Source organism: Roseinatronobacter domitianus (assembly GCF_023336755.1).
GTDB classification, from domain to species: Bacteria; Pseudomonadota; Alphaproteobacteria; order Rhodobacterales; family Rhodobacteraceae; genus Roseinatronobacter; species Roseinatronobacter domitianus.
Genome location: NZ_JALZWP010000009.1, coordinates 26,735 through 49,468 on the forward strand (window position 1 = coordinate 26,735; position 22,734 = coordinate 49,468).

Here is a 22,734-nt window from a genome sequence, read left to right on the forward strand (position 1 = left end):
GGCATCAGGGCGCGCTGCGGCATGCCTTGCTGTCCCGATATTTTGCCCCCTACCCTTTGCGACGGCTCTTGCGTGCCAGTTTGGCTGATTTGTGCTTGGCTTTTGCCGCCTTGCGCTTGGGCCCGCCCCGCGCAGGTCCACCGCGCGCAACCGGCAGCGCATCGCCGTCCACTTCCAGCAGCTCCAGCATAAGCCCGCCGGTGATCGGTTCGGCCTCTGCCAGCTTGACCAGAACCTGCTGCCCCATGCTGATGGTGATCCCCGTGCGCTCGCCCGTCAGGCTTTGCGCGTCCGGGTCGTGGCGGAAATACTCGGCGCCGATGCTGCGAATGGGCACCAGCCCGTCCGCGCCCGTCTCGTCCAGCTTCACAAAGACGCCAAACCGCGCGACACCCGAAATGCGCCCGGCAAATTCTGCGCCCACCCGTTCGGCCAGAAAGGCAGCCAAGTAGCGGTCATTCGTGTCGCGTTCAGCGGTCATGGACCGGCGCTCGGCCTCTGATATGGCCTTGGCGGTGTCTTCCAGATGCTCCACATCCCAAGGCGATAGCCCGTCATCGCCCCAGCCATGCGCCGAAATCAACGCGCGATGCACGATCAGGTCGGCATAGCGCCGGATGGGTGACGTGAAATGCGCGTATTCGCGCAAGGCCAGCCCGAAATGCCCGAAATTCTGCGGCGCGTAATAGGCCTGCGTCATGGACCTGAGCGTGGCCATGTTAATCATCTCGTCAAACTCGGTGCCCTCGGCCTGCGCCAGCAAGCGGTTCAGGTGGCGCGTGTGCAACACCTGCCCCTTGGCCAGCACCAGCCCGGTTTCGCGCGCCACCTGCCGCAGCCCTTCCAGCTTGTCGGGGCTAGGCTCTTCATGCACGCGATACAGCAGCGGACGGCCCTTTTCGCGCAAGGTTTCGGCGGCCGCGACATTGGCCAGCACCATGCATTCCTCGACCAGCTTATGCGCGTCGAAGCGTTCTTTGAACGCGACCGAGGTGACGCGCCCTTCATCCGACAGCACGATCTGGCGTTCGGGCAGATCAATTTCCAAAGGCGCACGGCGTTCGCGGGCGCGGGTCAGTGCGCGGTAGCAGGCGAACAGATCGCCCAAGGGTCCAGCAAGCGGCTCCGTCTGCGCGTCCAGCCGTCCGTCATCGGCGGCCTGCGCCTGCTCATAGGTCAGGCTGGCGGCGGACCGCATCATCGCGCGGTGAAATTTATGGTCAGTCTTGTTGCCCTCGGCATCAATCTGCATTTCCAGCGCAATGCAGGGGCGGTCCACCCCTTCGTGCAGCGAGCACAGATCGCCCGAGAGCGTATCGGGCAGCATCGGCACCACGCGGTCGGGAAAATAAGTGGAATTGCCGCGCTTGCGCGCTTCGCGGTCCAGTTCCGATCCGGGGCGCACATAGGCCGCGACATCGGCAATGGCGACCCACAGGGTGAACCCATCGCCGCGCTTTTCGGCAAATAGCGCATCATCATGGTCGCGCGCATCCCACGGGTCGATGGTCATCAACGGCACATCGCGCAGGTCCAGTCGCTTGCCCAAGGGCATGGGCTGGGCACTGTCGGCTTCGGCCACGACCGCATCGTCAAACGCATCGCGAATGCCATGCTGGTGGATCGCGATCAGCGACACCGCCTTGGGCGCGGTCGGGTCACCCAAGCGCTCGACCACATGTGCGCGCGGCGGGCCGAACCGCGCACGGCCCATGGGTTCTGCCAGAACCAATTCGCCGTCCTGCGCGCCATTCACATCATGCGGGCCGACCATCCAGTCGCGGTCAGCGCCCTTGTCGATAGGCATAACGCGCCCGCCCTCGGCCCCGGTGCGGAACAAGCCCAATATACGCTGCGGGTTCGCCCCGATCTTGCGAATGATCTTGGCTTGATAGTCGTAATCCGGCCCACGGATCGCCTCGCATTTGGCCAGCACACGGTCGCCTGCGCCAATATCCTTTGGGGCCAGCAAAATAACGCGCGGGGCTGCGCCCTGCCCGCGCCACTCAATCGGGCGGGCGAACAGGTCGCCATCGGCGTCGGGGCCAAGCACCTCCAGCACCGTGACCGGCGGCAATGCCCCGCCAGAGGCTCGGCGACGCGAGGCAACGCCCTCGCCCTCCAACTCGCGCAGCAGGGCTTTCAGGTCGATCTTCGCCGCGCCCTTGATCCCGAAAGCGCGCGCGATATCGCGGCGCGTTGCATCGGGGTTCGCGGTCATCCACGCGCGCAATTCGGTCAGGGAAGGCAATTGCTTCATAGCCACGCGCCCCCTGCTGCCCAGAGCGCAAGGCAGGGGCGCAGCCTCTGCCGGGGGTGGGCGGGTGGGCGATCTGGGCAGCAGGGGGCATGTCTCATGCGCCGCGCTCTAGCATGGCGCGCGCGACTCGTCACGCGAATAGCTGTCACGCGGACAGATCAAGCACCATGTCGCGATGCATTATCCCGGCGTCCAGATACTCTGCCCCAACCGGCGCAAATCCAAGCCCGGCATAGAACCCAAGCGCGTGCAGTTGCGAGCCAAGTTTCGCCCGCCGCACATCGGCCCGCGCGCGCAGCACATCCACCGTGGCGCGCATAAGCGCCTGCCCGATGCCCGTGCCACGATGCGCCCGCAGCACGCAAACCCGGCCGATCTTGGCGGTGTCACCTGCAATAAGCACGCGCGCGCAACCCACCGGAACGCCATCCAGACGCGCCAGCAGATGCAGCGCGTCAGCGTCACGGCCATCAACCTCCAGCGTTTCATCGACATTCTGTTCCTCGATGAACACAACCCGCCGCAGCGCGTGGCAGGTTGCGATGTCATCGGTCAGGCCAATCGTCAGCATCCGGCGAAATAATCTTGCAAAACGCGTGAATAAACCCGTTTAAGCTGTTCAATATGCGCAATTTCCGCGAATTCATCGACCTGATGCATCGACTGGCCCACCAGCCCGAACTCCACCACCGGGCAATGGTTTTTCACAAAACGCGCGTCGGAAGTGCCCCCCGAAGTGGACAAGACCGGCACCACCCCACATTCGGCCTGAACCGCACGCGCGACAAGCTCCGACAGCGGTCCCGGTGGCGTCAGGAACGCCTCGCCGGAAACACGGATCGCAAGCTCCAGCGCCACGCCAGTTCCGGCGCTTTCTTCCGCCGCCAGCGCGTGCAGCCAGTCCGACAGGCTTTGCCCCGAGTGCAGATCATTGAACCGGATGTTCAGCCCGGCCCGCGCCGTGGCCGGAATGACGTTGGTCGCATCATTGCCCACATCAACCGTGGTCAGTGCCAGTGTGGACGGATCGAAATGGTCAGTCCCTTGGTCCAGTTCATGCCGCGCCAGCCGGTCAAGCAACCCCACCAACACCGGCAGCGGGTTCGCCGCGCGGTGCGGATAGGCCGCGTGGCCCTGCCGCCCGCGCGCGGTGATGGTCGCATTCATCGACCCGCGCCGCCCGATTTTCATCATCTCGCCCATGCGCTCCGGGCATGTCGGCTCGCCCACAAGGCAGACCGACATCGCCTCGCCCTCGGTCGCCATCCAGTCCAGAAGCGCCACGGTGCCGTCCTGCGCCGGGCCTTCCTCGTCGCCGGTGATGGCGAGGATGATCGCACCTTCGGGCGGTGTGGCTTGCACGAAATCCACAGCCGCCGCCACGAAGGCCGCAACACCCGATTTCATGTCACACGCGCCGCGCCCCCAGACACGGCCCTCGGCCAATTCGCCCCCAAATGGGTCGCGCGTCCAATCGCTGCGCACACCGATTGGCACAACATCGGTATGCCCGTTAAACCCGAAACTGCGCGCATGTCCTTTCGCGCCCCAGCGGGCGAACAGATTGGCCGTGCCGTTCCGGTCAACGCGCGTGCAGGCAAAGCCCGCCTTTGTCAGCATCTTCTCCAGCAGCACCAGCGCGCCGCCCTCTGCGGGCGTGACGGAGGGGCAGCGCACAAGATCAGCGGTCAGGGCTACGGGATCAATCATCGTCCGGGTCATCGGTAAACCATGTTTTCTGCGCCACGATGACCGCGTTTTCAGCCAGCGCACGCGCCATCAGCTCTTTTTCTTCGGGGGGGATCTGATCGCCCGCCGCCAACCGTTCGTCAAGCGTGCCGTAGCTGGTTACGTCCAGCGGTTTGACATCGGCCTGTTTCAGGACCGACACCGCATCGCGCACGGCGCTTGCTTCGTCCAGCCCCGGCGCATACAGCAGTAAGCCCGCGCCGGTTGCGCCCTTTGGCAGATCGTCGGTCTGACCCAGTTCCACCAGCAATGTATAGACTTGCTCTGGCGGGGTCGTCTTGGGACGGTCGAGTTTGGTCATATCCGGCTCCGGTTTTTCTTTTTCCTCGCAGGTCGGCGCGCGGCTGGCAAGCCTTTACGAGGCAGCTTGCACCGCCGCCACCAGCACCGCGTAGCGCGCGAATTTGCCAAGGCCCACCATCAGCAGAAAGCGCCAGAAGGGCTCGCGCAGGATACCAGCCGCCAATGTCAGCGGATCGCCGATGATGGGAACCCATGCAAAAAACAAGCTCCACCAGCCAAAGCGGGCATACCAATTCTGCGCGCGGTGAATTTGGCTTGGCTTGAACGGAAAGCGCGGATGGTCGGAAAAGCGCATCAGGAACCGGCCCATCGCCCAATTCACGCAAGACCCCAGCACATTGCCCGTTGTCGCCACCGCCAGAAGCAGCCAGACCGGATGCACGCCAGACAGCACAAGCGCCACCAGCACGATTTCCGACTGGGCGGGTAAAAGCGTAGCGGCAACAAGCGCCGACATGAACAGGGCAAGCAAATCCATGCACGCTCATGCCGCGCCCGTCTGGCAAAGTCACGCGCCAAACGTCTGGCCCTGTGCCGTGGCTTTCGCTACAAGGGCGCAGCACATGCAGAAAGGCCCCGATATGGCGCATAGTATCGCAGATATTGCCCGCGCATTGGGCTTGCAGGCAGACGGCGACCTAGACCTGATCGTAACCCATGTGGCCGAGCCCAGCTCTGCAACGCGCGATGCGCTGGCACTGGCAATGGACCCTAAATATGCCGACGGTCTGACCGCAGGCCAGGCCTGCGCGGCAATTCTGTGGTCGGGTGCTGATTGGCAAGGCTTCGGGCTAAAGGCCGCGATTTTCGCGCCTCGCCCCCGCTGGGCCATGGCCGGCGTCTCTCAGGTCATGGACCCCGGCTATGACTTTGGCACGGGCATTCACCCGATGGCGTTCATCGATCCCACCGCCCAGATCGGGGACGGCGCGCGCATCGGCCCATTCGTATCGGTCGGCGCACGGGCACAGATCGGGCCGGATGCGCGGATTGGGCCGAATGCCAGCATTGCCGAGGACGTGGTGATCGGTGCCGGGCTGACCTTGCACGCGGGCGCCCGGATCGCGGCGCGCTGTGTGATCGGGGACCGGTTTATCGGGCAGCCCAATTCGGTGGTGGGCGGCTGCGGCTTCAGCTTTGTGACGCCAGAGCCGTCAGCGGCCGAAGACGTGCGCGCCACGCTGTCAGGGGACCGCGAAATCCGCGCGCAGAAATGGCAGCGGATTAACTCCATGGGCGCTGTCCGCATCGGCGATGACGTGGAATTGGGGGCCAGTTCCTCGATCGACCGGGGCACGGTGCGCGACACGGTTATCGGGTCGGGCACCAAGATAGATTCGGTCTGCCAAATTGGCCATAATGTGCAGATGGGCGAAGATTGCATGATGTGCGGCATGGCCGGCGTGGCCGGGTCGGCCCGGATCGGCAACCGCGTGTTGTTGGCGGGCAAATCGGCTGTGAACGACAATATTTTCGTGGGCGATGATGTCATTGTCGGCGGCGCGGCGCGGGTGTTCACAAACGTGCCGGCAGGCCGGGCGGTGCTGGGAGACCCGGCCACCAAGATCGAAACCCAGTTGGAAATTCGCAGGGCGCTGCGCCGACTGCCGCGGCTGGCCGCAACCGTAGCCGAATTGCAAAAGGCGGTTTTCAAGCCAGGACAGCGGGACTGAGCCTTGCCCTGTTGCCTGCGCGGCTTAACTGAGATCACAACAAGACAGACTCGGGCAAGGGTGAGCAAATATGGACGGAGCAGTCATGAGTGAACAGGTTTTCACCCCGGATGCAGAGCATCAGCGGGCCTTGCGCGATGCGCTGGGGCGGTTTGCGACCGGCGTGACCGTCGTGACCACACAAACAGCCGACGGACCGGTTGGAATTACCGCCAACAGCTTTGCTGCGCTGTCGCTGGAACCGGCGCTGGTGATGTGGGCACCGGGACGGTTTTCGCGCCGTTTTGAGATATTCGACCGCGCGACACATTTCGCCATTCATGTCATGGCAGAGGACCAGCTGGACGTCGCTCGGCATTTCGCCCGCGACGGGTTTGATTTCAGCCTGCCGGGCATAGAGGCTGGTCTGGGCGATGCGCCTCTGCTGCCGGGCTGTCTTGCGCGGTTCGAATGCGCGCGCCATGCGGTTTATCCGGGCGGCGATCACGCCATCGTCGTGGGCGAAGTGCTGCGCGTGACCACCCGCGAGGGTGCAGGGCTGAGCTTTTTCGGCGGTGCTTACGGGTCGATTGGCTAAGGTCCGCCAGGCTTAAAGTTGGACAATCCTCGGATAATCTTGACTCCCGCCCCGGCCTTGAGCCGGGGCCTCTACCTGCACATCTGAACGTGGAGGCCCCGGCTCAAGGCCGGGGCGGGGATCACTGTCACATCAGCTTCGTATCAACCGGAACACCGCCGACGCACCCCAGCCGAAGAAGGCCGCGACGAACAAAGCCAGCAATCCGTAGAGCGCAGGCTGGTCATAGGCGAGCGAATAGAGCCACCGTTCCAGCACCGCCTTGCGCACCTCGATGAATGTCTCGTGCTCATCGATCACCGCGCCCTCGCGCAGCAAGAAAATACGCGCCGCATAGCTGCCTTCGACGATGTTCTTGGGCAAAGTGATGCGTGTCGTGAACAGCGTATCCCGCTCCAGCGAGACCGAGGATTGCCCTTCCTGATAAAGCCCTTCGTTCTGGCGAATGCGGATCAGCGCTTCGGTAAAGGCGGCAGGGTCGGACACATCAACACTGCTGCGGGCCTCGAATATCGCAAGCCGTGTCGAGATGCGGTAATCCAGATCGGTCTCTGGCGACAGGATGTCGGCCAGGGGCGCGGTGCTGGCCACTGCGTAGAAACTGGGCGCGGCGCGCACCTCCTGGGCCTCGGTATTCATCCAGATGCCTGCACGGCGCGCCTTGCGCCAGATCGTGGCTTCCTGCGGCGGGCCTTCGACGGTGACGACCACATCAAGCGGCCCTTCAGGAATGGCCCCGTCGCGGCGCACCGCACCGAAGATCAGGATGTCAGAGCCGACAAAATTAACCGTCAGCGCAACACTGTTCTGGCTGAGCCCCGCGACGACCTCTTCTTGCGCCTGCGCGGGGATGGTGAAGAGCAGCAAGGTGACCAAGGCGAACAGACGTCCCATCACACGCCCCCGGATACAGAGATGGAGTAAAGCTCGGCCGGTGGCCAAAGCAGGTCAAAGGCGATCTTGCCGCACACCGCCAGCACCAGCAGCGCCAGCAGGATGCGCAGTTGCTCTGCCCCCAGCTTCAGCCCCACGCGCGTGCCGATCTGCGCGCCGATAACGCCACCGATAATCAGGAACACCGCCAGCATCACATCGACCGTCTGGTTGGTGATCGCATGCATCATGGTGGTAAAGGCCGCAACGAATGTGACCTGAAACAGCGAGGTGCCGATCACGACCTTGGTCGGCATGCCCAACAGGTAGATCATGGCGGGCACAAGGATGAAGCCGCCGCCCACCCCCATGATCGCCGCCAGAATACCCACGCCGACACCCACCAGAAGCGGCGGAAACACCGAAATATAAAGACCAGAGGCGCGGAATTTCATCTTCAGCGGCAGGTTATGCACCCATGTATGCGTGTGCCGTTTCCGCCTTGGCGCAGTGCCCGAGCGCGTTCGCAGCAGCGCCCGCAGGCTTTCGTTGAACATCATCGCGCCGATAATGCCCAGAAAAATAACATAGGACAGTTGCACGATCAGGTCGATCTGACCAAGGCGGCTCATCAGGTTGAAGAACCATATCCCGATGATCGACCCGATCAACCCGCCTGCCAGCAGCACCCAGCCCATTGGCAGGTCCACGGTCTTGCGCTTCAGATGCGCAAGCACACCGGAGATGGAACTTGCAACAACCTGGTTAACGCCAGTCGCCACCGCCACCGTCGGCGGCACGCCGATAAAGAACAAAAGCGGTGTTATCAGGAACCCCCCGCCAACACCGAACATGCCAGACAGCACCCCGACGCCACCGCCAACCCCCAGCAACGTGAAGGCGTTGACAGAGGTTTCGGCAATCGGCAGGTAAATCTGCATCTTCGGTCCCAGCGCCCAGCGCGGCTAGTGTTCTTTCACATACGGGCTACCACCCGCCCTTGGCGGAATGGCGCGCCCAACGAACCCGGCCAGAATGACAACGGTCAGGATATAGGGCAAGGCCTGCATGACCTGAATGGGAAGTGCAAGGCCCATGATCTCTATCGACTGGAAGCGGTTTGCGACAGCTTCAAGAAGCCCGAACAGCAGCACCGCACCCATTGCGTGCCAAGGGCGCCATTTGGCAAAGATCATCGCCGCCAGCGCGATATAGCCGCGCCCCGCGCTCATATCCTTGACGAACCCCGCCGACAGGCCCGTCGACAGATACGCCCCTGCCAGCCCGCAGAGCACACCGCAGATTGCCACCGCGCCAAAGCGCAGGCCAATGACCGACACGCCCGCCGTGTCCACCGCCGCCGGATTTTCGCCCACCGCACGCAGGCGCAACCCGAAGCGGGTACGAAACAGCAAGAACCATGTTGCCGGCACGCATAGAAACGCAAGGTAGACCAGCAACGCATGCCCCGAAAAGATGTTGTAGATCGGACCAATTACCGGCACATCGGCCAAGGCTTCGGCAAAGGGAAGGTCAATCTGGGCCATGCGCGCATCGCCCGTCAAGGACGGCGTGCGACCGCCCTGCCGGAACCAGTTTTGCGCGATCACGACGGTCAGCCCTGCCGCCAGAAAGTTGATCGCCACGCCGGAAATAAGCTGGTTGCCGCGAAAGGTAATCGAAGCGACACCGTGTATCAGCGACATACAGACCGAAATCGCTATCCCCGCCAGCACGCCAAGCCAGACATTGCCCGACACGAAGGCAATGGCGGCGGCCAGAAACGCGGCGGCCAGGATTTTACCCTCCAGCCCGATGTCGAAAATGCCCGCACGTTCCGAGATAAGGCCCGCAAGACAGGCGAACAACAAGGGCGTGGCCAGCCGCAAGGTGCTGTCAAGCACCTGCGCGAGGGTTGCCATATCCATCAGTCCGCCCTCCGCAGGGAAAACAGTTTCGCAATCGGGATGCGCACCATATTGTCCAACGCGCCCGTGAACAGGATAACCAGCGCCTGAATGACCACGATCAATTCGCGCGGAATGCCCGTCCAAAGCGCCAGTTCCGCGCCGCCCTGATACAGAAAGCCGAACAGGATTGCCGCAAGGAACACCCCGAACGGGTGGTTGCGCCCCATCAAAGCCACGGCGATGCCGATGAAGCCCGCGCCTTCGACCGCGTTCAGAACCAAGCGCTCCTGTTCGCCCATCACGTTGTTCAGCGCCATCAGCCCGGCCAAACCGCCGGAAATGAGCATGACGATGATGGTAATGCGCGCGGGGCTGATGCCCGCATATTGCGCCGCGGATTCGGATTCGCCAAAGGCCCGGATCTGGTAGCCCAACCGCGTGCGCCATAGCAGCCACCACACCGCCCCGCAAAGTGCCACGGCAATCAAAAGAGAGATGTTCACCGGCGGAACCTTGGAAAAGGGAATGCCGAAAAGCCCAAGGATTTCATGTAGTTTTGGCAGCGACGCTGTATCGGGAAAGCGCGGCGAAGACGGATCTTGCGACCCTTGCGGGCGCAGGAAATTGACCAGCATGTAGTTCAGGAAGGACGCCGCGATAAAGTTGAACATGATCGTGGTAATCACGATGTGGCTGCCGCGTTTGGCTTGCAGATAGCCGGGGATGAACGCCCAGAGCGCCCCAAACGCCGCCGCGCCAAGCGACGCGCCCAGCAGCGCCAAGGTCCAATGCGGCCATGGGATGTAGAGGCACACCAAAGCCACGCCCAAACCCCCAACCGCCGCCTGTCCTTCACCACCGATATTGAACAACCGCGCCTGAAAGGCGACGGCCACAGCCAGCCCGGTGAACATGAAATTGGTGGCGTAATACAGCGTATAGCCCCAGCCATAGCTGGACCCGAAAGCGCCATCCACCATCAGCTTGACTGCGTTCCACGGGCTTTCGCCAATCGCCCAGATCAGGGCGGCGGAAATTGCGAAGGCCAGCAGGACAGAGACCAGCGGCACAAGTGTGACATCGGCCCAATGGGGAATGCGTTTGGTGCTCATGCGTGCTCCATTCCCGCCATCAGCAGGCCCAGTTCGCGCGCATCGGTGGCATCGGCCATGCGTTCCCCCATGATCCGCCCGTCGAACATGACCAGTATCCGGTCCGACAATGACAAAATTTCATCCAGCTCGACAGAGACCAGAAGCACCGCTGCGCCCGCGTCGCGCAATTCGATCAGACGTTGGTGAATAAATTCGATCGCGCCAATATCGACCCCGCGCGTGGGCTGGCCGACCAATAACAGGTCCGGCCCATATTCGATTTCGCGCGCCAGCACGATCTTTTGCTGGTTGCCGCCAGAAAACCCCTCGGCAGGCAATTGCGGGTCAGGGGGGCGCACGTCGAAGCGTTCCATCTTGGCGGCGGTATCGGCGATAATCGCCGCGCCATCCATCCGCCACGGGCTGGGGTTGTAGCGCGGGTCATGGTGGTAGCCCAGCGCGGTGTTTTCCCACGCATGAAATGGCAGCACCAGACCACGGCGGTGGCGATCTTCGGGCACATGCGCAATGCGGCGCGCGCGCCGCGCTTGCCCATTGCAGTCCTGTCCCGACAGCGGCAAAGGCTGACCACGCAGCATGGCCTGCCCCTCGGCCTCTCGCAGCCCGGCCAAAACTTCCAAAAGCTCGGACTGGCCATTCCCGGCAACGCCCGCAATGCCCAGTATCTCTCCCGCGCGAATGGAAAAGCCAATCTTGCGCAACCGTTCCACGCCTTGGCCGTCGACCAGTCGCAGACCGTCAACGCGCAGCACTTCTTCACCCGGCTGCGCTTCGGTTTTTTCGACGCGCAACAAGACCTTACGGCCCACCATTAATTCTGCCAATTCGGTCGGGCTGGTGTCGGCGGTGGCGCGGGTCGCGACAATCTCGCCGCGCCGCATGACGCTAACATCGTCCGTTACATCCATGATTTCACGCAATTTATGCGTTATCAAGATGATCGTCTTGCCCTGCTCTTTCAGCCCGCGCAGGATGCGGAACAAATGGTCGGCCTCTGACGGGGTCAGAACGCCTGTCGGTTCGTCCAAGATCAGAATATCGGCTTCGCGGTAGAGCGCCTTCAGTATCTCGACCCGCTGCTGGTGGCCCACGGACAGGTTCTCGATCAGGGTGTCGGGATCGACCTCCAGCTCGAAATCAGACGCAAGTTGCTTCAGCACGCCGCGCGCGCGCCGCCGTGACGGTCCCAGAAGTGCGCTATCCTCGGCCCCAAGGATGACGTTTTCCAGCACCGTAAAATTCTCGACCAGTTTGAAGTGCTGGAACACCATTCCGATACCTGCGCGGATCGCAGCAAGGCTGTCGGGGATCTCTGTCTTGCGACCGTTGATAAACACCTCGCCCGCATCGGCCTTGTAGAACCCATAGAGGATGGACATCAGCGTCGATTTACCCGCGCCGTTTTCGCCCACAATGCCGTGAATCGTGCCACGCTGCACCGTGATGGAAATGTCCTTATTCGCCTGAACCGGCCCAAAAGCCTTGGAAATCCCCCGCAATTCAATTGCAGGGGGGGCGGACGCGGCAGCTTCCTGCCGCGCCGTTTGGTCTGGTATTGTGGCCATTCCCGTGGCTCAGAACGCCGGGCAGGTGCTGTCGGTGCGGTAATCATGCACCACGGTTTCGCCTGCGATGATCGCTTCGCGCGCAGCTTCGACGGCGGCTTGCATCTCGGCGGTGATCAGGTCCGCATTATGCTCGTCCAGCGCGTAACCGACGCCACCGGCGGCAAGGTTCATGGTGACAACACCGGCTTCCAGACCGGGACCATCGGTGAAGGCGGTGTAGACGGCTTCATCCACCAGTTTCAGCATAGAGGTCAGGACAGAACCGGGATGCAGATAGTTCTGGTTGCTGTCCACACCGATGGAATAAACGCCCGCATCGGCGGCCGCTTGCAGCACGCCCAGCCCGGTGCCACCCGCGGCGGCGAAAACCACGTCAGACCCTTGGCTGACCTGACCGCGCGCGATTTCACCGCCACGCACGGGATCGTTCCACGCATCTGGGGTGTTGCCTGTGTAGTTGACGATTACCTCCATATCAGGGTTCACCGCCTTGGCACCTTGCGCATAGCCGCAGGCAAAGGCCGCAATCAATGGAATTTCCATACCGCCAACAAAGCTGATCGTGTTCGATTCCGACGCCATCGCAGCCAACATGCCAACAAGGTAGCTGCCCTCATGCTCAGCAAAGATGACAGAGCGCACATTCGGCAGGTCCGCCACTGCGTCAATCAGCACGAACGAGGTGTCGGGATAATCGGGCGCGACTTCTTCCAAGGTGGGCGCGTTCTGGAAGCCCATGACCACGATGGGGTTTGCACCAGATTCGGCCATGCGGCGGGCGAATTGCACGCGCTGCGCAGCCGATTGCATTTCGATGTCGCGGTAATCGCCACCGGTCTCGGCCTTCCAACGCTCGGCACCGTTATAGGCGGCCTCGTTGAACGACTTGTCGAACTTGCCACCAAGATCGAAGATCAGCGCCGGGTCGGCGGCGGCGATGCCGGTGCCAAGTGCCAGCGCCGAAACCGAAAGGGTCAGGGTCTTGAGGGACGTCATGCAAAGCTCTCCTGTTGGGATGCGCGGCTGTTGCGCGCTTGGGACTTGGGGAACACTCGCGGTGGGCCGCGATTGCTGACGATTAACGCCCTAAGCGCAGGCAGGGTCAACAGTAAAAACCCAAGGCGCGCAGCCTTGGCCAAGAAGTGACCAAAGGTCAGGACAGCGCGCGTTCCAGCAGCAGCGCATCAACCGGGGCGGCAGCGGATTGGGCGTAATAGCCCTTGCGCAGGCCCGTCTGCACAAATCCGGCGCGCGCATAAAGCGCGCGGGCGGGTGCGTTATCCGCGGCAACCTCCAGAAAGACACGCGCGGCGCCACCCGCGTTCGCCTGCCTCAGCGCATTGGCCAGAATCACCCCACCATGGCCTTGCCCTTGTGCCGCCGGGTCAACGGCAAAGGTCAGGATCTCGGCCTCGTCCAGCACGATGCGCAACAGGGCAAAACCGTGGCTGTGCGTGACCAACAGCGTGGTCGGGTCTTGCAAAAATGCGGCAAAATCCGCAGCGCTCCAAGGTTCATGCGGAAAAGCCGCTGCATGCAGCGCCGCAATCGCATTTGGCGTCACGACAGCATAACCGGGCCGGGATCATTGGACGGCGCGGCATCGGGCGCGCGCAGGTATAGCGGCGCAGGGCGCGGATGCGGCGTGCCAAGGCGGCTGGCGGCGATTTGCGCAATGGCAACCGCAACAGGCGCGGCAGGGAAGAGGACGGGCAGCCCAAGCCGCTCCGCGGCCATCTCTGCGGCGGTTCCGACCAAGGGCGCATCGATCGCAAAACCAATATCAGACAGGTCCAAGAGCAGCGGGGCTTTCGCCATGACGCCGAATTCCTGCACATACACCATGCCACGGCGCGCATCCTCGACAACATAGAGCGGGCGCGGCAAGCCATGCGCGCGGGCCTCGAATACGCTGACGCCCAGCGCGGGCACGCCCAGACCCAAAGACAGCCCGCGCGCAGCGGCCACGGAAATACGAATGCCGGTGAAATTGCCGGGGCCGATACCCACGCCAATGCCAGAGAGGTCAGACCATTGCGCGCCACCTTCGGCCAAAACCTGTTCCAGAAGCGGCATCAGACGTTCGGATTGGCCCTTGGCCATGTCTTCTTGCGCCTGCGCCAGCACCCGGTTGCCCGACACCAAAGCGGCCGCGCAATGCGCGGCCGATGTGTCGAACCCCAGAACCAGACCGTCAGACGGCAACGGGCCGCACCTCTGTCACTTCGGGGATATAATGCCGCAGCAGGTTTTCAATGCCCATTTTCAGCGTCAGGGTCGAAGACGGACAACCAGCACATGCGCCCTTCATATGCAGGTAGACCACGCCACGCTCGAACCCGTGGAAGGTAATGTCGCCGCCATCCTGCGCGACCGCAGGGCGCACGCGCGTATCCAGCAATTCCTTGATCTGGCCCACGATTTCGCTGTCCGGCCCGTCATGCGCCATATGGCCCGACTGCGCGGCCCCTTCAATCGCGGGCGCGCCCGACTGGAAATGCTCCATGATCGCGCCAAGGATTTCGGGCTTCAGGTGCTGCCAATCCAGATCTTCCGCCTTGGTCACAGTGATGAAGTCGAGGCCCAGAAACACGCCCGTTACGCCCTGAACCGCGAACAGACGTTTTGCCAGAGGCGACGATACCGCCGTATCCGCCGAAGGGAAATCGGCGGTGCCCACTTCCATCACGTCCTGACCGGGGATGAATTTCAGCGTAGCCGGGTTCGGGGTGCTTTCGGTCTGGATGAACATGAGTAAACTCCTTGGTGTTGCAGGGCATATGCGCCCTGCCCCCCAACCTGTCAAGGCCGCCACCTTGACACCTGCGCGCCGCCCGCGCAGCTTGTGGAAAACGAAAAGGCCATCCCATGCATTTCGCCTCTGACAACACATCCGGTGTGCCCGACGCCATTCTGGACGCTTTGCGCGACGCCAACGCGGGCTTTGCCATGGGCTACGGGGCCGACCGCTATATGGACGCGCTGCGCGACCGCATCCGCGCGTTGTTCGAGGCGCCAGAGGCCGAGGTGTTCCTTGTCGCCACGGGATCGGCGGCAAATGCGCTGGCCTGTGCCAGCTATTGCCCGCCATGGGGCGTTATTTACTGCCATAAACTGGCCCATATAGAGGTCGATGAATGCGGCGCGCCGGAATTCTTCACCGCGGGCGCAAAACTGACCCATGTGGCCGGGACAGACGGCAAAATTGACCCGAACGCCTTGGCCAGCGTGTTGGCGCAATCGGGCAAAGGCGTGGTGCATCATGTGCAACCGGGCATGGTCAGCCTGACGAACCTCACCGAATGCGGCACGCGCTATTCGGTGGCCGAAATATCGGCACTTGCGGAAATCGCCCATGCCCATGGCCTGCCCGTGCATCTGGACGGCGCGCGCTTTGCCAATGCACTGGTGGCCGAGGGGTGCTCGCCTGCCCAGATGACATGGCGCGCGGGCGTCGATGTGCTGTGCTTGGGCGGCACCAAGAACGGGCTGATGGGTGTGGAAGCGGTGGTGTTTTTTGATCCGGCAAAAGCGTGGGAATTCCAGTTGCGGCGCAAACGCGGTGGGCATTTGCCCTCGAAACACCGTTACCTGTCGGCGCAAATGCTGGCTTGGCTGGAAAATGACTTGTGGCTGGACCTTGCCCGCCACGCCAATGCCATGGCCGAGCGGCTGGAAGCGGGCTTGGCAGGGCATGCCCAGATCGCCTATCCGCGCGGCGGTAATATGATCTTTGCAACATGGCCGCGTGCGGGCCATGACCGGCTGCAAGATGCCGGCGCGGAATATTACCTCTGGCCCGACCATGCGACATGGGACGACCCGGACCCGATCGGCGCGCGGCTGGTCACAAGCTGGTCCACGACCGAAGCCCATGTCGACCGCTTTCTAACCACGCTGGCTTCGCAAAACGCGCTTCCATCCGGCGCGGCGCTTGGCTAAGGAAATGTCCATGAAACAGCTTACCATTCTCCGCCCCGACGATTGGCACCTGCACCTGCGAGACGGGGCCATGCTGGAAGGCATTGCGCATGAGAGCGCGCGCCATTTCGCCCGTGCAATCATCATGCCCAACCTTGTGCCGCCTGTCGTGACGGGCGCGCAGGCCGCCGCCTACCGCGACCGCATCCTGAAGGTCACGGGCGACGGGTTTACACCGCTGATGACACTTTACCTGACCGAAGACACCGACCCGGCCGATGTGGTTGCCGCCCATCGCGACGGGATCATCACCTCGGTCAAGCTCTACCCGGCGGGCGCGACGACCAACTCGGCCTCTGGCGTGACGAATTTCGACAAGGTGCGCCCGGTGCTCGACGCGATGGCCGAAGCGGGCATCCCGCTCTGTTGCCATGGCGAGGTGACGGATCACGACATCGACATTTTCGACCGCGAAGCCGTGTTCATCGACCGCGTGCTGGACCCCATTCGCCGCGCTACGCCCGGCCTGCGTGTGGTAATGGAACATATCACCACCGCCGATGCAGTCGCGTATGTGCAAAGCCAGCCCGAAAATCTGGGCGCGACGATCACCACGCATCATCTGGTGATCAACCGCAACCATATCCTGGTTGGTGGCATCAAGCCGCATTATTACTGCCTGCCGGTGGCCAAGCGCGAAAGCCACCGGCTGGCACTGGTGCAGGCCGCAACCTCTGGCGATGCGCGCTTCTTTCTTGGTACCGACAGCGCGCCGCATAGCGATGACGCCAAGGAAAACGCCTGCGGCTGCGCGGGCTGCTTTACCGCGACCAACACCATGTCCATCCTTGCGCATGTGTTCGACGCGGCAGGTGCCCTGGACAAGCTCGAAGGCTTTGCCAGCCGTAATGGCCCTGGCTTCTACCGCCTGCCGGTCAACACAGACACGATCACGCTGAAGAAAACAGCCGATCCCGTCGCCTACCCCGCCAAGATCGACACCGGCGCCGGCCCCGTGACCGTCTTTGACCCCGGCTTTCCGCTGCATTGGGCCGTAACTCAAGCCTGACCCTCGTCTTCATCTTGCCAAAAATACTCTAATACACCGCCTGCCGCAAAGCCCGCCGCCCGAAAGGACAGCCATGATCCCCGCCACTTATCCCGACCGCGCAACTGCCGCCCGCCTGACCGCGCGGATGCTGTTGGACATCAAGGCCGTGCATTTCAACGCCGCAGAGCCGTTTATCTTCGCAAGCGGGCTGAAAGCGCCGACCTATATCGACTGCCGCAAGCTGATTTCTTTCCCGCGCATTCGCAGCACATTGATGGATTTCCTGACCTGCCGCGTGCTGGAAGATGCAGGGATGGAGGCGTTTGACAATATCGCAGGCGGGGAAACCGCGGGTATTCCTTTTGCAGCGCTGGTCGCCGAACGCATGGCCCTGCCCATGACCTATGTGCGCAAGAAGCCCAAAGGCTACGGGCGCAATGCACGGATCGAGGGGGCAATGCATGAGGGCCAGCGCGTGCTGCTGGTCGAAGACCTGACCACCGATGGCGGCTCGAAACTGAGCTTTGTCGATGCGATCCGCGACACCGGGGCGGAGTGCGGCCATACGGCCGTGATCTTCTATTACGGCATTTTCCCGGAAACCGAACCGCGCTTGGCAGAGCATGGGGTGAAGCTGCATTACCTGTGCACATGGTGGGACGTGCTTGCCGAAGCCCGGCGGGCTGAGGATTTCGACACCGCCACGCTGGATGCGGTCGAGGCGTTTTTGCGCAACCCGCGTGACTGGGGCCAAGGCTGACGCGCGCAATCGTGATCGGACAGACCGCCGCCCGGCTTGTGCTCGCGCATGATCTGCCACAACGGTTAAGAATGCACGCTGTTCGTTCCGCCCTGCTGGCCCTGATGATGGTTCTGATGCTGCCCTTGGGCGCGCTGAACGCATGGGTTCCAGCAGTGGCGGATGCCACGCCGCACAACATGCAGACGCCCGCCCAAAGCAGCGCCCAAACCCCGCGCACCTGCCGCAGCGGGTTTTTGCCAGGGGCGGGCTGCGCCAAGTTCTTCACGAATGAAGCGTCACAGGCAGCCTCAACACGCAAGGCAAATCCCGCTCATCCGCCTGCGCAGGCGTGGAAGGTGCAGGATCAACCCGCGCCTCCCAAGGCACCTCCCCGGAGGGCGTAACACGTTCGCGGCGCGCAAAGCGCCCAAACCTGTTATATCCCGAAGGAATTCCCATGCTTACTCGCAGAGCTTTCACCGCGTCGGCGGTAGCGTTCGGCCTATCAGCCTGCGCAAAACCGCCAGCTGCTCCGACCACACGCGCCGCGACCACACCCCCCAAAGCGCCGCCACTGCCGCCCTTCTATGGCGCGATCACGGACGAGCCCTACCCCATTCCGGCGATTGTCGACGCCACATTGCCGCCGAAACACTGGCGCCAGACCGTGCCGAACCCATGGCCCAAAGAGCCATCCGGCACGATTATCGTGGACCCGGATGCCGGCAACTTGCACGTTGTGCAGGACAGCGACATCGCGCTGCGCTATGGCGTGAGCGTTGGTGCCGAAGGGTTTGCATGGGCCGGCGTGGCGCGGCTGCAATTCTGCCGCGACTGGCCCCGCTGGAAGGTGCCTGCCGCCATGATCGCACGCCAACCGGACTTGGCGCGCTTCTCTGTGGCAAATGGCGGAATGGACCCCGGTCCGGACAACCCGATGGGCGCGCGGGCATTATATCTGTTTCAAGACGGGGTCGATACGCTTTACCGCATTCATGGCGGCGCAGAGGCGCGCGATATCGGGCGTGCCGTGTCGTCCGGGTGTATCCGCCTGCTGGATCAGGACGTGATCGACCTGCATGACAGGGCGATTCACGGGTCCAAGGTCATCGTTTTGACATCGCTTGCGCCGCAGGGTCTGGGAACCGTTTTTTGACGCCAACCAAGCGCGTGTCCAGGATGGGCGCGCGCCGCTGGACCTGCCAAAGCTTGGAACGTGACAAAACTCTTGTCAGGTATCGTCAAAGATTGTCATAAATCTGTCACGGGGTTGTAAAGTATCTGTCAAGATACAGCGCTAAAAGGCGATCAGAACAGCAACCCCGAAGGGAGAGAGACATGTTTAAGACATTCATGACTACGGTCGCTGCTGCCGCGCTGCTTGCGCTGCCAGCAACCGCTTTCGAATTGGACGACCGTTACACCGATGCCGATGGCGACCTGATCGCCGATATCCCCACCGACGAATCCCAATGGCTGGACCCGTCGGTATTGATCTTCGCCTATACCCCGGTGGAAGACCCTGCCGTTTATGCCGAAGTCTGGCAACCCTTCCTTGACCACATGTCAGAGCTGACCGGCAAGCCGGTGCAGTTCTTCCCGGTACAGTCGAACGCTGCACAGATCGAAGCCATGCGTGCGGGCCGCCTGCATGTCGCAGGCTTCAACACCGGGTCGAACCCGCTGGCCGTGGCTTGTGCGGGCTTCCGGTCTTTTGCGATGATGGCCGCCGCCGATGGCTCTTTCGGCTATGAGATGGAAATCATCACCCACCCCGATTCGGGCATCTCAACCGTCGAGGACATCAAGGGCCGCAATATGGCCTTCACCTCGGAAACATCGAATTCCGGGTTCAAGGCGCCCTCGGCCATTCTGGCATCGGAATTCGACATGCTGCCGGGCCGCGACTTTACACCCGCTTTTTCCGGTGCGCATGACCAATCCATTCTGGGCGTCGTTAACAAGGATTACGACGCGGCTGCCATTGCCAATTCTGTGCGCAATCGGATGGTCGCGCGCGATGTAATCAGCGAAGACGATTACGAAATCGTTTACACCTCGCAGACCTTCCCCACCACGGGTTACGGCACCGTCTATAACCTGCACCCCGACCTGCAAGCCAAAGTTCAGGAGGCGTTTTTCACCTTCGACTGGGCCGGCACCTCCATGGAAGAAGAGTTCCAGAACTCTGGTGAAGCGCAGTTCATCCCGATCACCTTTCTGGAAAACTGGTCTGTGATCCGCCAGATCGATGAAGCCAATGGCGTCAGCTACTCCTGCAATTAAGCGTTGCAGGGTCCGCTATTTCAGCAGGCAGGGTCATCCCCTGCCTGTTGTTTTACCGTTTGGAAAGGGCGCGACATGCTGAAAATCGAAGGTCTGGGCAAGACCTACAAGACGGGAGACAAAGCGCTGAGCGATGTGTCCTTCGATATTCCGAAAGGTGAGGTTCTGGGCCTGATCGGCCCGTCGGGGGCGGGGAAATCCACGCTCATTCGCTGCATTAACCGGCTGGTGCAACCGACCACCGGCAAAGTGTTGCTGAATGACCTGAACATCACCGATCTGCGCACCGGCGAATTGCGCCGCGCCCGCCGCCGGATTGGCATGATCTTTCAGGAATACGCGTTGGTCGAACGCCTGACCGTCATGGAAAACGTGCTGTCGGGGCGTTTGGGCTATGTCGGGTTCTGGCGGTCTTTTCTGCGCAAATACCCCGCCGCCGATATTGCCAATGCCTACCGCTTGCTGGACCGCGTGGGGCTGATGCAACACGCCGACAAGCGCGCCGATGCGTTGTCGGGCGGGCAGCGGCAGCGTGTGGGGATTGCGCGGGCGCTGGCGCAAGACCCCGAATTGCTGCTGATCGACGAGCCGACCGCCAGCCTCGACCCGAAAACTAGCCGCCAGATCATGCGCCTGATTGTCGAAATTTGCCGCGAGCGCGGTCTGCCTGCGATCATCAACATTCATGACGTTGTTCTGGCGCAGCAATTCAGCGACCGCATTATCGGGTTGCAAGCCGGGCGCGTGGTGTTCGACGGCCCACCATCGGAGCTGTCCGAAGACGCCTTGACGTTGATCTATGGTGCAGAGGATTGGACCGCCATGCGCAAGGGCGCGGATGAAGATGCGGCGGCAGAGGCCGAGGAGCAAGCCGAGGCCGCAAAGATGATGAGCGCACTATGAGCCACATGGCCTATCCAACACAGTGGCGACGCCCGCCGATGATGGTCAAATCGCGTTTCTGGCGCATTGCGTTGACACTTGGCGCGATTGTCTACCTGTTGCTGGCCTTCAGCACCATCGAAGTGAATTACGCCCGCGTGATCGAGGGCTTGTCACGCGCGCAACGCTTTGTCGCGGGGTTCCTGCAACCCGATTTCACCTCGCGCTCGCGCGATATCTGGATCGGGATTGGCGAAAGCCTGACGATGACCTTTACGTCCACCGTGGTGGGGGTTCTGATCTCCATTCCTATCGGGCTGGGGGCCGCGCGCAATATCGCGCCGCGGCTGGTCTACCTTGTCTGCCGCAGCATCATTGCGGTCAGCCGCTCGTTGCAAGAGATCATCATCGCCATCTTCTTCGTGGCGCTGTTCGGCTTTGGCGCGTTCGCGGGGTTCCTGACCCTGTCTTTCGCGACCATCGGGTTTATCGGAAAACTGCTGGCCGAAGAGATTGAAGACATTGACGAAAAACAGGCCGAAGCGATCCGGGCCACCGGCGCAAGCTGGGTGCAACTGGTCAATTACGGCATTCAACCACAGGTCATGCCGCGCCTGATCGGGTTGTCGCTGTATCGCTTGGACATCAATTTCCGCGAATCCGCCGTCATTGGCATTGTCGGCGCGGGCGGCATTGGCGGCACGCTCAACACCGCTTTAGGCCGGTATGAGTATGACACGGCGGGCGCGATCCTGCTGATTATCATCGCGATTGTCATGGTGGCAGAGTATTCCTCTGGCTACTTGCGGAGGTTCCTGAAATGAGCGCGACCGAAGCACAAGCACCGATATGGCGCCACCGCACCCCGAAAACCCGATTGGCCATCTGGGCCGGTTGGCTGGCCTGCGTCGCGCTGTTCGTCTGGTGCTGGGAGATGATGACAGAACGCACCATCTGGGCCTTCGTCTACGACGCGCCGGTCGCTGCGAATGACCTGCTGGGCCGTGCTTTTCCGCCGAAATGGGGCTATATCGACAGCCTGCTCTGGCCCTTGTGGGACACGATGAACATCGCCACGCTGGGCACCTTGCTGGGCATTGTAATGGCGGTGCCGCTGGCCTTTCTTGCAGCGTCGAACACAACCCCATCGCGCCACATCCTGCGCCCCATAGCCCTGTTCCTGATCGTGGCATCGCGGTCCATCAACTCGTTGATCTGGGCACTTCTTCTGGTGTCCATCCTAGGGCCGGGCATTCTGGCGGGGATTATCGCCATCGGGCTGCGGTCGGTCGGGTTTATCGGCAAGCTGCTGTATGAAGCGATCGAGGAAACCGATGTCAGGCAAATAGAGGCCGTGACCGCCACGGGCGCCAGCCAAGCGCAAATCCTGAACTATGCCATCGTGCCGCAAGTGCTGCCCACATTCTACGGCATCAGCGTGTTTCGCTGGGACATCAACATCCGTGAAAGCGCCATTCTGGGGCTGGTTGGCGCGGGTGGCATCGGCTTGCAACTTCAAGCGAGCATGAGCGTTCTGGCCTGGAACCAGGTGTCGCTGATCCTGCTGGTCATTCTGGGCACGGTCGTGGTCAGCGAATGGGTGTCCGCGAAGGTCCGCCACGCGATCATCTAACCCCATGCCCATCGCACAGGCACCGCCGCCGCAAGCAACCACTTGCGGCGGCCACTTGGTTGACAAAGCCCGTGCCGGAACCTACGACCCATGAAAGATTGGGGCGCGGCCTGACATTTGCGGGCATAGTTCGTAAGCAAACCGACCCCAAAATTCAGATTGCCGTGACGGATCATGCTACCAAAAGATTA

At 62.1% G+C, this 22,734-nt stretch carries 25 protein-coding genes; 11 read left to right on the plus strand and 14 right to left on the minus strand.

What is annotated here, in order from left to right; all coding sequences use genetic code 11:
* Positions 1–49 precede the first annotated feature (49 nt).
* The 5 genes from rnr to M3N55_RS10315 form a co-directional block, all read right to left on the minus strand.
* The gene (gene rnr / locus M3N55_RS10295) at positions 50–2,260 is read right to left on the minus strand and encodes a ribonuclease R (protein WP_249058553.1); all 2,211 of its coding nucleotides are present in this window, start codon (positions 2,258–2,260) and stop codon (positions 50–52) included.
* 145 nt (positions 2,261–2,405) lie between these two features.
* The gene (locus M3N55_RS10300) at positions 2,406–2,828 is read right to left on the minus strand and encodes a GNAT family N-acetyltransferase (protein WP_249058702.1); all 423 of its coding nucleotides are present in this window, start codon (positions 2,826–2,828) and stop codon (positions 2,406–2,408) included.
* Positions 2,825–3,970, minus strand: coding sequence for a succinyl-diaminopimelate desuccinylase (gene dapE, locus M3N55_RS10305; protein ID WP_249058703.1), 1,146 nt, complete (start codon positions 3,968–3,970; stop codon positions 2,825–2,827). Before dapE ends, M3N55_RS10300 begins: the two co-directional genes overlap by 4 nt.
* Positions 3,963–4,310 (minus strand): hypothetical protein, encoded by a 348-nt coding sequence (locus tag M3N55_RS10310; RefSeq protein ID WP_249058554.1) that lies wholly within the window; start codon positions 4,308–4,310, stop codon positions 3,963–3,965. Before M3N55_RS10310 ends, dapE begins: the two co-directional genes overlap by 8 nt.
* 54 nt (positions 4,311–4,364) lie before the next feature.
* Positions 4,365–4,790: a YqaA family protein gene (locus M3N55_RS10315; RefSeq protein ID WP_249058556.1), complete on the minus strand. Its 426-nt coding sequence runs from the start codon at positions 4,788–4,790 to the stop codon at positions 4,365–4,367.
* A gap of 103 nt (positions 4,791–4,893) precedes the next feature.
* Here M3N55_RS10315 and M3N55_RS10320 point away from each other — a divergent pair, with 103 nt between their 5' ends.
* Complete coding sequence (locus M3N55_RS10320) at positions 4,894–5,985, plus strand: UDP-3-O-(3-hydroxymyristoyl)glucosamine N-acyltransferase (RefSeq protein ID WP_249058704.1); 1,092 nt, start codon at positions 4,894–4,896, stop codon at positions 5,983–5,985.
* Positions 5,986–6,070: 85 nt separating this feature from the next.
* Complete coding sequence (locus M3N55_RS10325; protein WP_249058557.1) at positions 6,071–6,562, plus strand: flavin reductase family protein; 492 nt, start codon at positions 6,071–6,073, stop codon at positions 6,560–6,562.
* 132 nt (positions 6,563–6,694) lie between these two features.
* Here M3N55_RS10325 and M3N55_RS10330 read toward each other — a convergent pair whose 3' ends face one another.
* The 9 genes from M3N55_RS10330 to M3N55_RS10370 form a co-directional block, all read right to left on the minus strand.
* A complete protein-coding gene (locus M3N55_RS10330) occupies positions 6,695–7,456 on the minus strand; it encodes a TIGR02186 family protein (protein WP_249058559.1) in 762 nt (253 codons plus the stop codon).
* Entirely contained in the window at positions 7,456–8,376 is a 921-nt protein-coding gene (locus M3N55_RS10335) for a sulfite exporter TauE/SafE family protein (protein ID WP_249058560.1), read from the minus strand. The genes M3N55_RS10330 and M3N55_RS10335 overlap by 1 nt, the downstream gene beginning before the upstream one ends.
* Positions 8,377–8,400: 24 nt before the next feature.
* Positions 8,401–9,363 (minus strand): ABC transporter permease, encoded by a 963-nt coding sequence (locus M3N55_RS10340; protein ID WP_249058562.1) that lies wholly within the window; start codon positions 9,361–9,363, stop codon positions 8,401–8,403.
* Complete coding sequence (locus tag M3N55_RS10345; RefSeq protein ID WP_249058564.1) at positions 9,363–10,457, minus strand: ABC transporter permease; 1,095 nt, start codon at positions 10,455–10,457, stop codon at positions 9,363–9,365. The genes M3N55_RS10340 and M3N55_RS10345 overlap by 1 nt, the downstream gene beginning before the upstream one ends.
* Entirely contained in the window at positions 10,454–12,025 is a 1,572-nt protein-coding gene (locus M3N55_RS10350; protein ID WP_249058565.1) for an ABC transporter ATP-binding protein, read from the minus strand. Before M3N55_RS10350 ends, M3N55_RS10345 begins: the two co-directional genes overlap by 4 nt.
* A gap of 9 nt (positions 12,026–12,034) precedes the next feature.
* On the minus strand, positions 12,035–13,024 hold the full coding sequence (locus M3N55_RS10355; RefSeq protein WP_249058567.1) for a BMP family lipoprotein: 990 nt from the start codon (positions 13,022–13,024) through the stop codon (positions 12,035–12,037).
* A gap of 157 nt (positions 13,025–13,181) precedes the next feature.
* Positions 13,182–13,592, minus strand: coding sequence for a ribosomal protein S18-alanine N-acetyltransferase (gene rimI, locus M3N55_RS10360; RefSeq protein ID WP_249058568.1), 411 nt, complete (start codon positions 13,590–13,592; stop codon positions 13,182–13,184).
* Positions 13,589–14,233 (minus strand): tRNA (adenosine(37)-N6)-threonylcarbamoyltransferase complex dimerization subunit type 1 TsaB, encoded by a 645-nt coding sequence (tsaB, locus tag M3N55_RS10365; protein ID WP_249058570.1) that lies wholly within the window; start codon positions 14,231–14,233, stop codon positions 13,589–13,591. The genes rimI and tsaB overlap by 4 nt, the downstream gene beginning before the upstream one ends.
* Positions 14,223–14,780 (minus strand): NifU family protein, encoded by a 558-nt coding sequence (locus tag M3N55_RS10370; RefSeq protein WP_249058572.1) that lies wholly within the window; start codon positions 14,778–14,780, stop codon positions 14,223–14,225. Before M3N55_RS10370 ends, tsaB begins: the two co-directional genes overlap by 11 nt.
* Positions 14,781–14,896: 116 nt before the next feature.
* On the opposite strand from M3N55_RS10370, the gene M3N55_RS10375 reads away from it, so the two are divergent.
* The 9 genes from M3N55_RS10375 (at position 14,897) to phnE (M3N55_RS10415) (ending at position 22,543) form a co-directional block, all read left to right on the plus strand.
* The gene (locus tag M3N55_RS10375; protein WP_249058573.1) at positions 14,897–15,970 is read left to right on the plus strand and encodes a threonine aldolase family protein; all 1,074 of its coding nucleotides are present in this window, start codon (positions 14,897–14,899) and stop codon (positions 15,968–15,970) included.
* A gap of 10 nt (positions 15,971–15,980) precedes the next feature.
* On the plus strand, positions 15,981–17,018 hold the full coding sequence (gene pyrC / locus M3N55_RS10380; protein WP_249058575.1) for a dihydroorotase: 1,038 nt from the start codon (positions 15,981–15,983) through the stop codon (positions 17,016–17,018).
* Between the two features lie 73 nt (positions 17,019–17,091).
* Positions 17,092–17,760 (plus strand): orotate phosphoribosyltransferase, encoded by a 669-nt coding sequence (locus tag M3N55_RS10385; RefSeq protein ID WP_249058577.1) that lies wholly within the window; start codon positions 17,092–17,094, stop codon positions 17,758–17,760.
* An 11-nt stretch (positions 17,761–17,771) separates the two neighbouring features.
* Complete coding sequence (locus tag M3N55_RS10390; RefSeq protein ID WP_249058579.1) at positions 17,772–18,146, plus strand: hypothetical protein; 375 nt, start codon at positions 17,772–17,774, stop codon at positions 18,144–18,146.
* A 53-nt stretch (positions 18,147–18,199) separates the two neighbouring features.
* The gene (locus M3N55_RS10395; RefSeq protein WP_249058580.1) at positions 18,200–18,898 is read left to right on the plus strand and encodes a L,D-transpeptidase; all 699 of its coding nucleotides are present in this window, start codon (positions 18,200–18,202) and stop codon (positions 18,896–18,898) included.
* A gap of 182 nt (positions 18,899–19,080) precedes the next feature.
* Positions 19,081–20,028: a phosphate/phosphite/phosphonate ABC transporter substrate-binding protein gene (phnD, locus tag M3N55_RS10400; RefSeq protein WP_249058583.1), complete on the plus strand. Its 948-nt coding sequence runs from the start codon at positions 19,081–19,083 to the stop codon at positions 20,026–20,028.
* 75 nt (positions 20,029–20,103) lie between these two features.
* Positions 20,104–20,931: a phosphonate ABC transporter ATP-binding protein gene (gene phnC / locus M3N55_RS10405; protein WP_249058584.1), complete on the plus strand. Its 828-nt coding sequence runs from the start codon at positions 20,104–20,106 to the stop codon at positions 20,929–20,931.
* Positions 20,928–21,734 carry a phosphonate ABC transporter, permease protein PhnE gene (gene phnE, locus M3N55_RS10410; protein WP_249058585.1) on the plus strand — a complete coding sequence of 269 codons (807 nt, stop codon included), beginning with the start codon at positions 20,928–20,930 and terminating at the stop codon, positions 21,732–21,734. The genes phnC and phnE (M3N55_RS10410) overlap by 4 nt, the downstream gene beginning before the upstream one ends.
* Entirely contained in the window at positions 21,731–22,543 is an 813-nt protein-coding gene (gene phnE, locus M3N55_RS10415; RefSeq protein WP_249058588.1) for a phosphonate ABC transporter, permease protein PhnE, read from the plus strand. The genes phnE (M3N55_RS10410) and phnE (M3N55_RS10415) overlap by 4 nt, the downstream gene beginning before the upstream one ends.
* Positions 22,544–22,734 lie beyond the last annotated feature (191 nt).

Coding starts and splice junctions, on each gene's coding strand:
- rnr (WP_249058553.1), bottom strand. CDS start 2,260: ATGAAGCAATTGCCTTCCCTGACCGAATTGCGCGCGTGGATGACCGCG.
- dapE (WP_249058703.1), bottom strand. CDS start 3,970: ATGATTGATCCCGTAGCCCTGACCGCTGATCTTGTGCGCTGCCCCTCC.
- M3N55_RS10310 (WP_249058554.1), bottom strand. CDS start 4,310: ATGACCAAACTCGACCGTCCCAAGACGACCCCGCCAGAGCAAGTCTAT.
- M3N55_RS10315 (WP_249058556.1), bottom strand. CDS start 4,790: ATGGATTTGCTTGCCCTGTTCATGTCGGCGCTTGTTGCCGCTACGCTT.
- M3N55_RS10320 (WP_249058704.1), top strand. CDS start 4,894: ATGGCGCATAGTATCGCAGATATTGCCCGCGCATTGGGCTTGCAGGCA.
- M3N55_RS10325 (WP_249058557.1), top strand. CDS start 6,071: ATGAGTGAACAGGTTTTCACCCCGGATGCAGAGCATCAGCGGGCCTTG.
- M3N55_RS10330 (WP_249058559.1), bottom strand. CDS start 7,456: ATGGGACGTCTGTTCGCCTTGGTCACCTTGCTGCTCTTCACCATCCCC.
- M3N55_RS10335 (WP_249058560.1), bottom strand. CDS start 8,376: ATGCAGATTTACCTGCCGATTGCCGAAACCTCTGTCAACGCCTTCACG.
- M3N55_RS10340 (WP_249058562.1), bottom strand. CDS start 9,363: ATGGATATGGCAACCCTCGCGCAGGTGCTTGACAGCACCTTGCGGCTG.
- M3N55_RS10345 (WP_249058564.1), bottom strand. CDS start 10,457: ATGAGCACCAAACGCATTCCCCATTGGGCCGATGTCACACTTGTGCCG.
- M3N55_RS10350 (WP_249058565.1), bottom strand. CDS start 12,025: ATGGCCACAATACCAGACCAAACGGCGCGGCAGGAAGCTGCCGCGTCC.
- M3N55_RS10355 (WP_249058567.1), bottom strand. CDS start 13,024: ATGACGTCCCTCAAGACCCTGACCCTTTCGGTTTCGGCGCTGGCACTT.
- M3N55_RS10370 (WP_249058572.1), bottom strand. CDS start 14,780: ATGTTCATCCAGACCGAAAGCACCCCGAACCCGGCTACGCTGAAATTC.
- M3N55_RS10375 (WP_249058573.1), top strand. CDS start 14,897: ATGCATTTCGCCTCTGACAACACATCCGGTGTGCCCGACGCCATTCTG.
- pyrC (WP_249058575.1), top strand. CDS start 15,981: ATGAAACAGCTTACCATTCTCCGCCCCGACGATTGGCACCTGCACCTG.
- M3N55_RS10385 (WP_249058577.1), top strand. CDS start 17,092: ATGATCCCCGCCACTTATCCCGACCGCGCAACTGCCGCCCGCCTGACC.
- M3N55_RS10395 (WP_249058580.1), top strand. CDS start 18,200: ATGCTTACTCGCAGAGCTTTCACCGCGTCGGCGGTAGCGTTCGGCCTA.
- phnD (WP_249058583.1), top strand. CDS start 19,081: ATGTTTAAGACATTCATGACTACGGTCGCTGCTGCCGCGCTGCTTGCG.
- phnC (WP_249058584.1), top strand. CDS start 20,104: ATGCTGAAAATCGAAGGTCTGGGCAAGACCTACAAGACGGGAGACAAA.
- phnE (WP_249058585.1), top strand. CDS start 20,928: ATGAGCCACATGGCCTATCCAACACAGTGGCGACGCCCGCCGATGATG.
- phnE (WP_249058588.1), top strand. CDS start 21,731: ATGAGCGCGACCGAAGCACAAGCACCGATATGGCGCCACCGCACCCCG.